13 protein-coding genes are annotated in these 13,943 nt (G+C 68.8%); all 13 read left to right on the top strand.

Annotation, left to right across the window (positions count from 1 at the left end; all coding sequences use genetic code 11):
* Positions 1 to 63: 63 nt before the first annotated feature.
* The 13 genes from miaB (at position 64) to RALTA_RS02310 (ending at position 13,914) form a co-directional block, all read left to right on the top strand.
* Positions 64 to 1,416, top strand: coding sequence for a tRNA (N6-isopentenyl adenosine(37)-C2)-methylthiotransferase MiaB (gene miaB, locus RALTA_RS02370; RefSeq protein ID WP_012351813.1), 1,353 nt, complete (start codon positions 64 to 66; stop codon positions 1,414 to 1,416).
* A 49-nt stretch (positions 1,417 to 1,465) separates the two neighbouring features.
* On the top strand, positions 1,466 to 2,467 hold the full coding sequence (locus RALTA_RS02365; RefSeq protein ID WP_012351812.1) for a PhoH family protein: 1,002 nt from the start codon (positions 1,466 to 1,468) through the stop codon (positions 2,465 to 2,467).
* Complete coding sequence (gene ybeY, locus RALTA_RS02360; protein ID WP_012351811.1) at positions 2,468 to 3,223, top strand: rRNA maturation RNase YbeY; 756 nt, start codon at positions 2,468 to 2,470, stop codon at positions 3,221 to 3,223.
* 132 nt (positions 3,224 to 3,355) lie between these two features.
* On the top strand, positions 3,356 to 4,243 hold the full coding sequence (locus RALTA_RS02355) for an HlyC/CorC family transporter (RefSeq protein WP_012351810.1): 888 nt from the start codon (positions 3,356 to 3,358) through the stop codon (positions 4,241 to 4,243).
* Positions 4,240 to 5,853 (top strand): apolipoprotein N-acyltransferase, encoded by a 1,614-nt coding sequence (gene lnt, locus RALTA_RS02350; protein WP_012351809.1) that lies wholly within the window; start codon positions 4,240 to 4,242, stop codon positions 5,851 to 5,853. Before RALTA_RS02355 ends, lnt begins: the two co-directional genes overlap by 4 nt.
* A 571-nt stretch (positions 5,854 to 6,424) precedes the next feature.
* Positions 6,425 to 7,375: a glycine--tRNA ligase subunit alpha gene (glyQ, locus tag RALTA_RS02345; protein ID WP_012351807.1), complete on the top strand. Its 951-nt coding sequence runs from the start codon at positions 6,425 to 6,427 to the stop codon at positions 7,373 to 7,375.
* Positions 7,372 to 8,010, top strand: coding sequence for a hypothetical protein (locus tag RALTA_RS02340; RefSeq protein WP_012351806.1), 639 nt, complete (start codon positions 7,372 to 7,374; stop codon positions 8,008 to 8,010). Before glyQ ends, RALTA_RS02340 begins: the two co-directional genes overlap by 4 nt.
* Positions 8,011 to 8,048: 38 nt before the next feature.
* A complete protein-coding gene (gene glyS / locus RALTA_RS02335) occupies positions 8,049 to 10,172 on the top strand; it encodes a glycine--tRNA ligase subunit beta (RefSeq protein WP_012351805.1) in 2,124 nt (707 codons plus the stop codon).
* Between the two features lie 43 nt (positions 10,173 to 10,215).
* A complete protein-coding gene (gene gmhB, locus RALTA_RS02330) occupies positions 10,216 to 10,824 on the top strand; it encodes a D-glycero-beta-D-manno-heptose 1,7-bisphosphate 7-phosphatase (protein ID WP_012351804.1) in 609 nt (202 codons plus the stop codon).
* A gap of 49 nt (positions 10,825 to 10,873) precedes the next feature.
* Positions 10,874 to 11,638: a lysophospholipid acyltransferase family protein gene (locus RALTA_RS02325; RefSeq protein WP_012351803.1), complete on the top strand. Its 765-nt coding sequence runs from the start codon at positions 10,874 to 10,876 to the stop codon at positions 11,636 to 11,638.
* Positions 11,635 to 12,495, top strand: a complete 861-nt coding sequence (locus RALTA_RS02320) for a M48 family metallopeptidase (protein WP_012351802.1) — start codon at positions 11,635 to 11,637, stop codon at positions 12,493 to 12,495. Before RALTA_RS02325 ends, RALTA_RS02320 begins: the two co-directional genes overlap by 4 nt.
* Positions 12,496 to 12,589: 94 nt before the next feature.
* Positions 12,590 to 12,997 (top strand): lactoylglutathione lyase, encoded by a 408-nt coding sequence (gloA, locus tag RALTA_RS02315; RefSeq protein ID WP_012351801.1) that lies wholly within the window; start codon positions 12,590 to 12,592, stop codon positions 12,995 to 12,997.
* A gap of 65 nt (positions 12,998 to 13,062) precedes the next feature.
* Entirely contained in the window at positions 13,063 to 13,914 is an 852-nt protein-coding gene (locus RALTA_RS02310) for a DMT family transporter (RefSeq protein WP_050976467.1), read from the top strand.
* Positions 13,915 to 13,943 lie beyond the last annotated feature (29 nt).

Raw genomic sequence — 13,943 nt, 5'->3', positions numbered from 1 at the left:
CCACACGCCGGCCGTGTTGTTGCAACACCCTGATGCCCCCAGGTCAACCACTGAGATCGGCATATGAAGAAAGTTTTCGTCAAGACGTACGGCTGCCAGATGAACGAGTATGACTCGGACAAGATGGTCGACGTCCTCAACGCCAGCCAGGGGCTGGAAGCCACCGACAACGTCGAAGACGCCGACGTGATCCTGTTCAACACCTGCTCGGTGCGCGAGAAGGCGCAGGAGAAGGTGTTCTCGGAACTGGGCCGGATGAAGGCGCTCAAGGCCGTCAAGCCCGACCTGGTGATCGGCGTCGGCGGCTGCGTGGCCAGCCAGGAAGGCGCCAGCATCGTCTCGCGCGCGCCCTATGTCGACGTGGTGTTCGGCCCGCAGACGTTGCACCGCCTGCCTGACCTGATCGCGCGCCGCCAGCGCACCGGCCAGTCGCAGGTGGACATCTCCTTCCCCGAGATCGAAAAGTTCGACCACCTGCCGCCCGCGCGCGTCGAGGGCCCGAGCGCGTTCGTGTCGATCATGGAAGGCTGCTCCAAGTACTGCAGCTACTGCGTGGTGCCGTACACGCGCGGCGAGGAAGTGTCGCGCCCGTTCGAGGACGTGCTGGCCGAAGTGGCGGGCCTGGCCGAGCAAGGCGTGCGCGAAGTCACGCTGCTGGGCCAGAACGTCAACGCCTACCGCGGCAAGATGGGCGACACCAGCGAAATCGCCGACTTCGCGCTGCTGATCGAATACGTGGCCGAGATCCCCGGCATCGAACGCATCCGCTACACCACCAGCCATCCCAAGGAGTTCACCTCGCGCCTGGTCGAGCTGTACGGCCGCTGCGACAAACTGGTGAACCACCTGCACCTTCCGGTGCAGCATGCGTCCGACCGCATCCTGATGGCGATGAAGCGCGGCTACAGCGTGCTGGAATACAAGAGCATCATCCGCAGGCTGCGCGCGCTGCGCCCGGACATGTCGATGTCGTCGGACTTTATCGTCGGCTTCCCCGGCGAAACGGATGCCGACTTCGACAAGCTGATGGCGATGATCGAGGAGATCGGCTACGACACCTCGTTCTCGTTCATCTTCAGCCCGCGTCCCGGCACGCCTGCGGCCAACCTGCACGACGACACCCCGCGCGAGGTCAAGCTGCAGCGCCTGCAGCGGCTGCAGGCCACCATCGAGGAGAACGTGCAGCGCATCAGCCAGGGCATGGTCGGCACGGTGCAGCGCATCCTGGTCGAAGGCCCGGCGCGCAAGGACCCGACCGAGCTGCATGGCCGCACCGAGAACAACCGTGTGGTCAACTTCGCGCTGCCCGGGGTGCCGCAGGCCGGGCGCGACCGCCTGGTCGGCCAGCTGGTCGATGTCAGTATCACGCAGGCATTCCCGCACTCGCTGCGCGGCGAGATCGTGGTGCGCCAGTAATGCTACGACCCATCCATCCAGCAGCTTTCAGCGAGGCCATCGCCCACCGATGAAAATCCCTTCCGCAGAATTTGTCGCCCCGCGGGACGACAACACCCGGCTGCAGAACCTGTGCGGCCCGCTCGACGAGAACCTGCGCCAGATCGAACAGGCGCTGGACGTGACCATCCAGCGCCGCGGCCACCGCATGACCATCCGCGGCACCCACGCGCAGGATGCCGCGCTGGCGCTGGAGCGCTTCTACAACCAGGCGCGCACGCCGCTGTCGATCGACGACGTGCAGCTGGGCCTGGTCGAGACGCGCCAGCTCAGCGCGCATGGCAGCTACCTGCCCGGCAACGGCGATGACGACGAGGCCGAGCGCGAGGAAGGCGACGAGTCGCCGGTGCTGCATACGCGCCGCACCGGCCTGCAGGGCCGCACCGTGGCGCAGCGCGACTACCTGCGCAATATCCTGTCGCACGACCTGACCATGGGCATCGGCCCGGCCGGCACCGGCAAGACCTACCTGGCGGTGGCGTGCGCGGTCGACGCGCTGGAGCGCGACGCGGTCAAGCGCATCGTGCTGACCCGCCCGGCGGTGGAAGCCGGCGAACGGCTCGGCTTCCTGCCCGGCGACCTGGCGCAGAAGGTGGACCCCTACCTGCGGCCGCTGTACGACGCGCTGTACGACCTGCTCGGCTTCGACCGCACCCAGAAGATGTTCGAGCGGCAGATGATCGAGATCGCGCCGCTGGCCTACATGCGCGGGCGCACGCTGAACCATGCCTTCATCATCCTGGACGAGGCGCAAAACACCACGCCCGAGCAGATGAAGATGTTCCTGACCCGCATCGGCTTCGGCTCGAAGGCGGTGATCACCGGCGACACCACCCAGATCGACCTGCCCAAGGGCCAGAAGAGCGGCCTGGTCGAAGCGCAGCACGTGCTGCGCGACGTGCGCGGCATCGCCTGCACCCGCTTTACCAGCATCGACGTGGTGCGCCATCCGCTGGTGGCGCGCATCGTCGACGCCTATGACGAATACCACGCCCAGCACAAGGACGCGTAATTGAAATCCCCGAAATCCAAGTCTTCCGGCGTCAGCCTGACCCTGTTCGATAACGAAGGGCGCGCGCGCAAGAGCGCCGCGCATGCGCTGCGCGTGCAGTTGCCCGACGGCCGCAGCCTGACGCTGGACCTGTCGCAGGCCGCCGACGGCGTGGTCGCGCTGCTGGCCGAACACACCGATCCCAACCAGCAGGCCGGCCTGCTGGTGCGCCCGGACAACCATGATGCGCTCTCGGTGGCGGTGACCGCCGCGCCGCTGACCACCACCACCGGCACCCCGGCCACGCCGCCGGCGCTGGAGCTGGAGGTCCAGCACGGCGACGGCATCGGCAAGGGCAACGGCCTGCCGGCGCGGCGCAAGCTGGAAACCTGGGTCAAGTCGGCGCTGTACGCCGACGCCGCGCTGACCATCCGTTTCGTCGGCGAGGAAGAGGGTCGCACGCTGAACCGCACCTATCGCGGCAAGGACTACGCCACCAATGTGCTGACCTTCGCCTATGCCGAGCGCGAGGACGACCCGGTCACCGGCGACATCGTGCTGTGCTGCCCGGTGGTGGAAGCCGAGGCGCGCGCGCAGCGCAAGCCGCTCGAGGCGCACTACGCCCACCTCGTCGTGCACGGTGTGCTGCATGCGCAAGGCTACGAGCACGAGGACGACGCCGAGGCCGAGGAAATGGAAGCGATCGAGACCGAGACGCTGCAGGCGCTCGGCTATGCCGATCCCTATCGGGCGGAGAAGGCCGACCGGGCCGCGTGATGCGGCTGCCGCAGCAGACGCCCGCGAGCGTCTCCTGCGGCACATCCGAAGGTCGGCCACGGCCCGCCGTCACGGGACCGACAGGCTTTTAGTGTATCCTTCAGACGATCTCCACCACGCGCTCGCCGCGAAATGAACGACCCCTATCCCAGTTCGAAGCCCGCTTACCTGAAGCAGGCCGATCGGCCCAGATCGCTGCTCGAACGCCTGTCAGACCTGATCTCCCCCGAGCCGGACACCCGCGCGGAATTGCTTGAAGTGCTCCAGGAAGCGCATGAGCGCAGCCTGATCGATGCCGATTCCCTGTCGATGATCGAGGGCGTGTTCCAGGTTTCCGAACTGACCGCCGCCGACATCATGGTGCCGCGCGCGCAGATGGATCTGGTCAATATCGCCGACGCGCCGGAGACCTTCATTCCGTTCATGCAGCAGACCGCGCACTCGCGCTTCCCGGTCTACGAAGGCAGCCGCGACAACATCATCGGCATCCTGCTGGCCAAGGACCTGCTGCGCTACTACACCGACCCAGCCTTCGACCTGCGCGAGACCCTGCGCCCGGCGGTGTTCATTCCCGAATCCAAGCGCCTGAACATCCTGCTGCGCGATTTCCGCATCAACCGCAACCACATCGCCATGGTCGTCGACGAATACGGCGGCGTGGCCGGGCTGGTGACGATCGAGGACGTGCTGGAACAGATCGTGGGCGATATCGAGGACGAGTTCGACCTCGACGAGGACCAGGACAAGATCCTGCCGATGCCCGACGGCAGCTGGCGCGTGCACGGCCTGACCGAGATCTCGCAGTTCAACGAGGCCTTCGGCACCGCCTTCTCCGACCACGATGTCGACACCGTCGGCGGGCTGCTGTCCAACCACGTGGGCCACGTGCCCCATCGCGGCGAAGTCATCACGCTGCCGCCGATCCGCTTCGAAGTGCTGCGCGCCGACGCGCGCCAGGTGCACCTGCTGCAGGTGCATCGCGAAGCCAACGCTGACAGCGCCAGCGCCGCCAGCGCATGAAGCTTCCCGCCCCGCTCCCCGACGGCGCCGCAGCCGACGCCGGCACGGCGGGCGTGCCCGGCGCGCGCGCGCAGTCGCGCGCCGCGATGCTGGCGCGCCTGCTGCTGGCCGGCGTGCTCGGCATCGCCCATACCCAGGCCTTCGCCCCGCATGACTGGTGGTGGCTGCAGATCCTGTCGCTGGCAGGCCTGGCCGCGCTGATCGCCGATGCCCCGCGCACGCGCGCGGCCGGCGCGATCGGCTATGCCTTCGGGCTGGGCTGGTTCCTGTCCGGCATCTGGTGGCTCTATATCAGCATGCACGTGTACGGCGAGATGCCGTCGTGGATGGCCGCGCTGGCGGTGCTGCTGTTCTCGGGCTTCCTGTCGCTCTACCCAGCGCTGGCCGGCGCGTTCTGGCACCGGCTGACGGCGCGCCTGCCCGCGGGCACGCTGCTGGCGCCGCTGGCGTTCGGTGCAGCGTGGGGCCTGAGCGAATGGCTGCGCGGCGTGGTGTTCACCGGCTTTCCGTGGCTGTCGGGCGGCTATGCGCACGCCGACGGCCCGCTGGCGGGGTACGCGCCGGTGCTGGGCGTGTATGGCATCGGCGCGCTGGCCGCCGCGGTGGCGGCGCTGCTCGCCGCCGCCGTGCGCGGGCTAGGCCGTGGCGAACGGGGCCGCGCGCTGGGCGCGCTGGCGCTGGCCGGGCTGGTGCCCGCCGCCGGCGCGGCGCTGGCGCCGCTGGCCTGGACCACGCCCGCGGGCAAGCCGCTGACGGTGCGGCTGCTGCAGGGCAACGTGGCGCAGGACATCAAGTTCGAGCCCGTGGGCATCCAGCGCTCGATCGAGCTGTACCGCGACATGATCACCGCGGCGCCTGCCGACCTGGTGGTGACGCCCGAAACCGCGTTCCCGGTGATCCTGCAGGAGCTGCCGGTCGAGGTGGCCGTCGCCGTGCGCGACTACGCGCTCACCAGCGGCACCACGGTGCTGTTTGGCGCCGCCGGCGCCGATTCCCCGGTCGACTTCACCAACAGCGTGTTCGGCCTGGGGCCGGAAACCGAGCGCCTGTACCGCTACAACAAGCACCACCTGGTGCCGTTCGGCGAATTCATCCCGCTGGGCTTCCGCTGGTTCGTCGACATGATGAAGATGCCGCTGGGCGACTTCCGCCGCGGCGGGCTGGACCAGGCCTCGCTGCCGGTGCGGGGCGTGCGCGTGGCGCCGAACATCTGCTACGAGGATTTGTTCGGCGAAGAAATCGCGCAGACGCTGCGCCAGCAGCCGGCGCCGGCCAACCTGCTGGCCAACCTGACCAACCTGGCGTGGTTCGGCGACACCATCGCGCTGGACCAGCACCTGCAGATCTCGCGCATGCGGGCATTGGAAACGCGCCGTCCGATGCTGCGCTCGACCAATACCGGCATGACCGCGGTGGTGCGCCCGGACGGCACGGTGCAGCAACGCCTGCCGACCTTCACCGTCGGCACGCTGACGGCCGAGGTGCAGGGCATGCACGGGCTGACGCCCTATATCCGCTGGGGCAACGCGCCGGTGCTGGCGCTGATCGCGCTGGTGCTGGGAATGGCGGCGTGGCGCGCGCGCCGGGCAGGCGGGCGCAGGCGCGGCTGAAGGCGCAATGCCGGCGGGCCCCGGGGCGCGGCGGATCACCGCCGCGGGCCCGGTGCCGGAGGCGCTCAGCGGCGCGCGGGCAGGTTCAGTTCAGCAGCCCGGTCACCACGGACACGGTGGCCGCGGCGATCATGACCGCGATTGCGACCAGATAAGGTTTGCGAGAAAGAAGTGCCATGATCCGAATGTCCCCATCAATAATCAGTTCCTGACATACGGCTGCCGCGGCAAGGCCCGGCGGCCGCCGTGCCTGCATACCGGCACGGCCTGTCAATCGCAACGCTCTGAAACGGGTTGCTTACTCATACTGTATACAAAAACGTTATCGGCAAGCAGCGGCGCAACCTGAAATGGGCGTCGGTATTTTCCCGAGGCGTTGCGCCGGACCGACATTGACGCACCGCGGCGCGCCGGCCCGGCCATCGGTGCGTGCCCTATGCAGCCCTGCCAATCGGGGCGCCGCGCCAAAAAGCCGATAGAATTCAGGGTTTGGCAAAATCCGTATGCGGCGGCTCCGGCACGCGCTGCGCGGCCTCGGCTTGCCTCCCGCTTGCCTCTACCAAGTTTTCCTATGCTGACCTTCCAACAAATGATTCTGACCCTGCAGGCCTACTGGGACCGGCAGGGCTGCGCGCTGTTGCAACCCATCGATCTGGAGGTCGGCGCCGGCACTTCCCACGTCCACACCTTCCTGCGCGCGATCGGCCCCGAGCCGTGGCGGGCCGCCTACGTGCAGCCGTCGCGGCGCCCGAAGGACGGCCGCTACGGCGAGAACCCCAACCGGCTGCAGCACTACTACCAATACCAGGTGGTGCTCAAGCCCGCGCCCGAGAACATCCTTGTGTTGTACCTGGGCTCGCTCGAGGCGCTCGGCCTCGACCTGAAGCAGAACGACATCCGCTTCGTCGAGGACGACTGGGAGAACCCCACGCTGGGCGCCTGGGGCCTGGGCTGGGAAGTCTGGCTCAACGGCATGGAGGTGACCCAGTTCACCTACTTCCAGCAGGTGGGCGGCATCGACTGCAAGCCCATCACCGGTGAAATCACCTACGGCATCGAACGCCTGGCGATGTACCTGCAGAAGGTCGAGAACGTCTACGACCTGGTCTGGACCGAGTGGGTCGAGAACGGCGAGACGCGCCGCCTGACCTACGGCGACGTGTACCACCAGAACGAGGTGGAGCAATCCACCTACAACTTCGAGCACAGCAACACCGAAATCCTGTTCCGCCATTTCGCCGAGCACGAGGGCGAGGCCAAGCGGCTGATGGGCAATGGCGACGGTGCCGACGCCGCTGCGGAAACCGGCACGCGCCTGGCGCTGCCGGCCTACGAACAGGTGCTCAAGGCCGCGCACACCTTCAACCTGCTCGATGCGCGCGGCGCGATCTCGGTCACCGAGCGCGCAGCGTATATCGGCCGCATCCGCAACCTGTCGCGCCAGGTGGCGCAGGCCTACTACGACTCGCGCGAGGCCCTCGGCTTCCCGATGTGCGGCCAGCGCGACGGAGCGCGGGCATGAGGCTGCTGGCGCGCAGCGCGCTGGGCTGCGCCCTGGCCCTCGCCACGCTGGCCGCGGCGGGCAATGCCGCCGGCGCGCGCGCGCAGGCCGCTCCCAGCGCGCAGGTGCTGATGCTGCCGGCCGAACTGAGCAATGTGTGCGAGGCCGATGCGCAGGCGCTGCAGCTGGCGATGGCGCGCCAGTGGCGGCCATCGCTGAACGCGCTGGACCAGTGGACGCAACTGGTGCGCTCGTTCTCGTGCGACCTCTCCGGCCAGCGCGACCTGGGCTGGCACCGGGTGCCGCTGCGCGCCTATGAAAGCGCGATCCGCTACCCGCTGACCTGGATCGAAACCGAAACCCACAACGGCCGCACCCGGCGCAAGGTCAAGACCTACTACTCGGCGTCGCAGTTGCCGCCGAAGATCGATTTCTGGGTGGGCGGGCGCATCGACGAGATCCGCTACGACAAGCGCCTGCGCCGCATCGACGCGCGCTTCCCGGCCGCGGGCAGCCGCGGCGGCACCAATGGCGCCGCCAGCGCCGCCGCCGCAGCAGCCGCCGCGCAATGCGCCTACACCACGCTGCAATTCCGGCAACAGAACGGCCTGTGGCTGCTGTCCGGAGTGGAACCTAATCTTTCGCCGCGCTGCTGACCCGGGCAGCGCGCGCTACAACCTGTTGGATACGATTCATGTCGCAACCCATGACCGACTCGCTGCTGATCGAACTGTTCACCGAAGAGCTGCCCCCCAAGGCGCTGGCGCGCCTGGGCGACGCCTTCGCGCAGGGCCTGTTCGCCGGCCTCGGCGAGCGCGACCTGCTTGAGCCGGGTGCCACCGTGACGCCGTTCGCCACCCCGCGCCGCCTGGCGGCGCTGGTCAGCGGCGTGCGCCGCAACGCGCCGGACCGCGAACAGCGCGAGAAGGTCCTGCCGCTGTCGGTGGCGCTGGACGCCAACGGCGAGCCGACCGCCCCACTGGCCAAGAAGCTGGCCGCGCTGGCCAGGTCGGTCGGCGTTGCCGAGATCGACTGGCAGGCGCTGGAGCGCGGCTCCGACGGCAAGGCCGAAGCCTTCTTCTACCGCTACACCGCGCGCGGCGCCGAGCTGGCCGCCGGGCTGCAGGCCACGCTGGAAGACACCGTGGCGAAGCTGCCGATCCCCAAGGTCATGAGCTACCAGCGCCCGGACGGCAGCACGGTGCATTTCGTGCGCCCGGCGCACAGCCTGATCGCGCTGTTCGGCAGCGAGATCCTGCCGGTGACGCTGCTGGGGTTGCAGGCCAGCAACCTGACCCAGGGCCACCGCTTCCTGTCGCATGGCGCGATCGAGATCCGCCACGCCAACGACTATGCGCAGCAGCTGGAGTCCGCCGGCCGCGTGGTGGCGAGCTACGCCGAGCGCCGCGAGCGCATGCGCAGCGCGCTGCTGCAGGAAGCCGGCGCCGACCAGGTCATCATGCCCGAGGCGCTGCTCGATGAAGTCAACTCGCTGGTGGAATGGCCTGTGGTGTATGCCTGCCATTTCGAGGAAGCCTTCCTGGCGGTGCCGCAGGAATGCCTGATCCTGACCATGCAGACCAACCAGAAGTACTTTGCGCTGACCGATGCCGACGGCCACTTGCGCAACCGCTTCCTGATCGTGTCGAACCTGGCCACCGAGACGCCGCAATCGATCATCAGCGGCAACGAGCGCGTGGTGCGCCCGCGCCTGGCCGACGCCAAGTTCTTCTTCGACCAGGACCGCAAGAAGACCCTGGCCTCGCGCGTGCCGCAGCTGGCCAGCGTGGTCTACCACAACAAGATCGGCACGCAGCTGGACCGCGTGCAGCGCCTGCAGCAGATCGCCGGCCATGTCGCCGACGCGCTCAACGCCGCCGGCGTGGCCACCGACAAGGCGGCGGCGATGCGCGGCGCCGAACTGGCCAAGGCCGACCTGCTGACCGACATGGTGGGCGAGTTCCCCGAGCTGCAAGGCACCATGGGCACCTACTACGCCCGCCACGACGACGAAGCCGAGGACGTGGCGCTGGCCTGCTCCGAACACTACCGTCCGCGCTTTGCCGGCGACGCGCTGCCGGCAGGCGCGGTCAGCACCGCGGTGGCGCTGGCCGACAAGCTCGAGACCCTGGTCGGGATCTGGGGCATCGGCCTGCAGCCCACCGGCGAAAAAGACCCGTTCGCGCTGCGCCGCCACGCGCTGGGCATCCTGCGCATGCTGATCGAAAAGCCGCTGGCGCTGTCGCTGGCATCGCTGCTGGCGCAGACGCAGCAGGCCTTCGCCGGCATCGCCGCGGTCAAGCCGGCGCCCGAGGCCATCCTCGACTTCCTGTACGACCGCGTGCGCGGCTACCTGAAGGACAAGGGCTACACCACCAATGAAGTCGAGGCCGTGGTCAGCCTGCGCCCGGACCAGCTGCATGACATCCTGGGGCGCATGGAAGCCGTGCGTACCTTTGCCGCGCTGCCCGAGGCCGAGGCCCTGGCCGCCGCCAACAAGCGCATCACCAATATCCTGCGCAAGAACACCGAGCCGGTCGGCGCGGTGAACCCGGCGCTGTTCCGGGAAGACGCCGAAGGCGCGCTGCACGCCGCCATCGAACGCGTGCGCCCGGCGGTCGAAGCCGCCTTCGCCAGCGGCGACTTCACCACCGCCCTGCGCGACCTGGCCCAGCTGCGCGACGCCGTCGACCAGTTCTTCAACGACGTGATGGTGATGGCCGAGGACGCGCAGCTGCGCGCCAACCGCCTGGCGCTGCTGGCCTCGCTGCATGCGCTGGCAAACCGCGTGGCCGACATCTCCAAGCTGGCCGCCTGAGCGGTTCCCGCCGCTACGCCCCAAGCAACCGCCGGAGCCGCACATGCCACAGACGCCGCCCAAGTTTGTCATCCTGGACCGCGACGGGGTGGTCAACCTCGACAGCGACCAGTTCATCAAGACCCCCGACGAATGGGTGCCGATCGACGGCAGCCTGGAAGCCATCGCCGCGCTGAACCAGGCGGGCTATCGCGTGGTCATCGCCAGCAACCAGTCCGGCATCGGCCGCGGGCTGTTCGAAATGAGCGCGCTCAACGCCATGCACGAGAAAATGCACACCGCGCTGGCGCGGCTGGGCGGCCGCGTCGAGGCGGTGTTCTTCTGCCCCCATACCGCCGCCGACGGCTGCGAGTGCCGCAAGCCGCGCCCGGGGATGCTGGAACAGATCAGCGAGCGCTTCGGCATCGAGCTGCGCGGCGTGCCGATCGTCGGCGATTCGCTGCGCGACCTGGAAGCCGGCGTGGCGGTCGGCTGCGCACCGCACCTGGTGCGCAGCGGCAAGGGCCTGAAGACGCTCGACAAGGGCGGCCTGCCGCCCGGCACCCAGGTGCACGACGACCTGCGCGCCTTCGCCCGCTGGCTGACCGGCAACGACGGCGGGCAGCGGCAGCCCGCGCCGAGTGCCCAGGGCGGCCACGGCGCCGCCGGCTGACCGAGCCCGCGGCCGACCGTCCGCACCCATTTTCCATTTGCGCCCCCGCATGACTTTCCTTCGTTCCCTGTTGTTCGCGCTGTACCTGCTGGTGCTGACGCCGCCGTACGCCTGCGCCTGTTTCGTGGTGTTCCCGTTCATGAATGCCGACCAGCGATTCCGCTTCGTGCGCGGCTGGCCGCGGATGGTGATCGCCGCCGCGCGCGCCATCTGCGGCATCCAGTACCGCATCGAGGGCCATGAGCACATGGACGCCATGCTGGACAAGCCGGTGGTGCTGCTGTCCAAGCACCAGTCGGCCTGGGAAACCGTGGCCTACGTCGCGCTGATGCCCAGGCCGCTGTGCTTCGTGTTCAAGCGCGAGCTGCTGCTGGTGCCGTTCTTCGGCTGGGCGCTGGGCATGCTGAAGATGGTCCATATCAACCGCAAGGAAGGCACCCGCGCCTTCGCCTCGGCCGTGCGCCAGGGCCGCGAACGGTTGGCCGAAGGCGCCTGGATCATCATGTTCCCGGAAGGCACGCGCACCCCTTCCGGCCTGGAAAAGCCGCGCTACAAGAGCGGCGGCGCGCGCCTGGCGGTGGAGACCGGTGCCTGGGTGCTGCCGATGGCCGTCAATTCCGGCCGGGTCTGGCCGCGCAATTCCTTCATGAAATACCCGGGCACGGTGACGATCTCGGTCGGCCCGCCGATCGCATCGGCCAACAAGACCGCCGACCAGCTCAACCAGGAAGTGGCCGACTGGATCGAACGCGACATGCGCCGCATCGACCCGGAAAGCTACCGGGTCACGCAGCGCAGCGAGTCGGCCGCATGAAGCTGCTGCGACCCGCTGCGGAGGCCGACGGGGCGCAGCTGGAGCTGCCGCTGGCGGAAGCCGCCCACGCGCCGCAGCCGGCGGCGCCGCTGGCACCGGAGCCGCTGCAAGCGCCGGCCTGGCCGGTGCCGCAGCCCAACGCGCGCCTGCTGCAGATCGGCGAGCGACCGCTGCACTACACCCTCAAGCGCTCCGCGCGCCGCACCATCGGCTTCACCATCGACGACCGCGGCCTGTCGATCACGGCGCCGCGCTGGGTCACGCTGGCCGATATCGAGGCGGCCATCCTGGAAAAACAGCGCTGGATCTTCAACAAGCTGGGCGAGTGGCGCCACCGCGAAGCGCGTCGCGTGCTGCCGACGGTCCAGTGGCGCGATGGCGCCGCCCTGCCCTTCCTCGGCCAGCCGCTGACGCTGGCACTGGAGTCGCCGATCGGCGCACTGCTGTTCGATGCCGACCGCCGCGTGCTGCATCTGGCGCTGCCGGCCCATGCCGACGAGCAGCAGATCAAGGACCGCGTGCAGGGCTGGCTGCAGCAGCAGGCGCGCCGCCTGCTGGCCGAGCGCCTGGACCTCTATGCCGCCAGGCTGGGCATACGCCACACCGGCTTCGCGCTGACCTCCGCCGCCACGCGCTGGGGCAGCTGCACCGCCGACGGCAAGATCCGGCTGAACTGGCGCCTGATGCATTTCCCGCTGTCGATGATCGACTATGTCGCCGCGCATGAACTGGCGCACCTGAAGGAAATGAACCACGGCCCGCGCTTCTGGGAAACCGTCGAGTCGATCTTTCCCGAGTTCCGCGATGCCCGCGCGCAATTGCGCGCGCACCCGCCGGAGCTGCTGCCGACGTTCTGAGGGCCGCTACCGGTACTGGGACCGGGCCGGTAGGTTTCGGCCAAAGGCACTAAAATGGCGCCTTCCTATACCGATAACAGTTGAAGGCCCTCCCATGCGACTCCTCCACACCATGCTGCGCGTCGGCGACATGCAGCGCTCCATCGATTTCTACACCCGCGTGCTCGGCATGCAGCTGCTGCGCGAAAGCGACAACCCCGAGTACAAGTACCGCCTCGCCTTTGTCGGCTATGGCCCGGAGAGCGAAACCGCGGTGCTGGAGCTGACCTACAACTACGGCGTCGACAGCTACGACCTGGGCACGGCCTACGGCCATATCGCGCTGGAAACCGACAATGCCGCGGCCGCGTGCGAGCGCATCCGCGCCGCGGGCGGCAAGGTCACGCGCGAAGCCGGCCCGGTCAAGGGCGGCACCACCGTGATCGCCTTTGTCGAAGACCCGGACGGCTACAAGATCGAGCTGATCGAGCGCCATTCCACCCGCGACGCCAGCCGTCCCTGAAGGCCTGCGCCGTGAGCACGCAAGGCGTCGCACGCCAGCCGCTCGACGGCACCGCCATCGGCCTGATGGTGGTGCTGTGCGCCGCCTGGGGACTGCAGCAGGTGGTGATCAAGGTAACCGCGCCGCTGATGGGCGCGGTGCTGCAGGCCGGCGTGCGCTCGGCCGTGGCGGCGCTGCTGGTATTCGGCTTTGCGGCATGGCGCGGCACCCCGCTGTGGCGGCGCGACGGCACGCTCAACGCCGGCCTGCTGGCCGGCTTGCTGTTTGGGGCCGAGTTCTTCTGCATCTTCGTCGGCCTGGGCCACACCACGGCCTCGCGCATGGCGGTGTTCCTGTACACCGCGCCGATCTTCACCGCGCTGGGACTGCATATGGTGGTGCCCGGCGAACGGCTGCGCCCCGGCCAGTGGCTGGGCGTGGCGCTGGCGTTCGCGGGCATGGCGCTGGCCTTTGCCGATGGCATCGCCGCTCCATCATCTCAGGGCAGTACGCTCTTGGGCGATGCGCTTGGCATCCTCGCCGGCGCGCTGTGGGCGGCCACAACCGTGGTGGTGCGCGCCAGCCCGCTGGCCGGCGCACCGGCCAGCAAGACCCTGCTGTACCAGCTGGCGGTGTCCGCGGTGATGCTGCTGGGCATGGCGCTCGCCGGCGGCCAGACCGCCACCGTGCAGATCGACGGCGTGGTGCTGGCGAGCCTGTTCTACCAGTCCGTGCTGATTGCCTTTGCCAGCTACCTGGCCTGGTTCTGGCTGCTGCAGCGCTACCTGGCTTCGCGGCTGTCGGTGTTTTCCTTCCTGACGCCGCTGTTCGGGGTCGCCTTCGGCGTGGTGCTGATGCACGATGCCGTGGGCCCGCGCTTTGCGGTGGCAGCCGTGCTGGTACTGGCGGGGATCGTGCTGGTGAACCGGCGGGGGTGAGAACGGAAGCTTCCCTCTCCCGCGCGCGC

The organism is Cupriavidus taiwanensis LMG 19424, assembly GCF_000069785.1.
Lineage (GTDB): Bacteria > Pseudomonadota > Gammaproteobacteria > Burkholderiales > Burkholderiaceae > Cupriavidus > Cupriavidus taiwanensis.
Note: the sequence above shows the minus strand (reverse complement) of the source record. Positions and strands in the feature narration are given on the sequence as shown.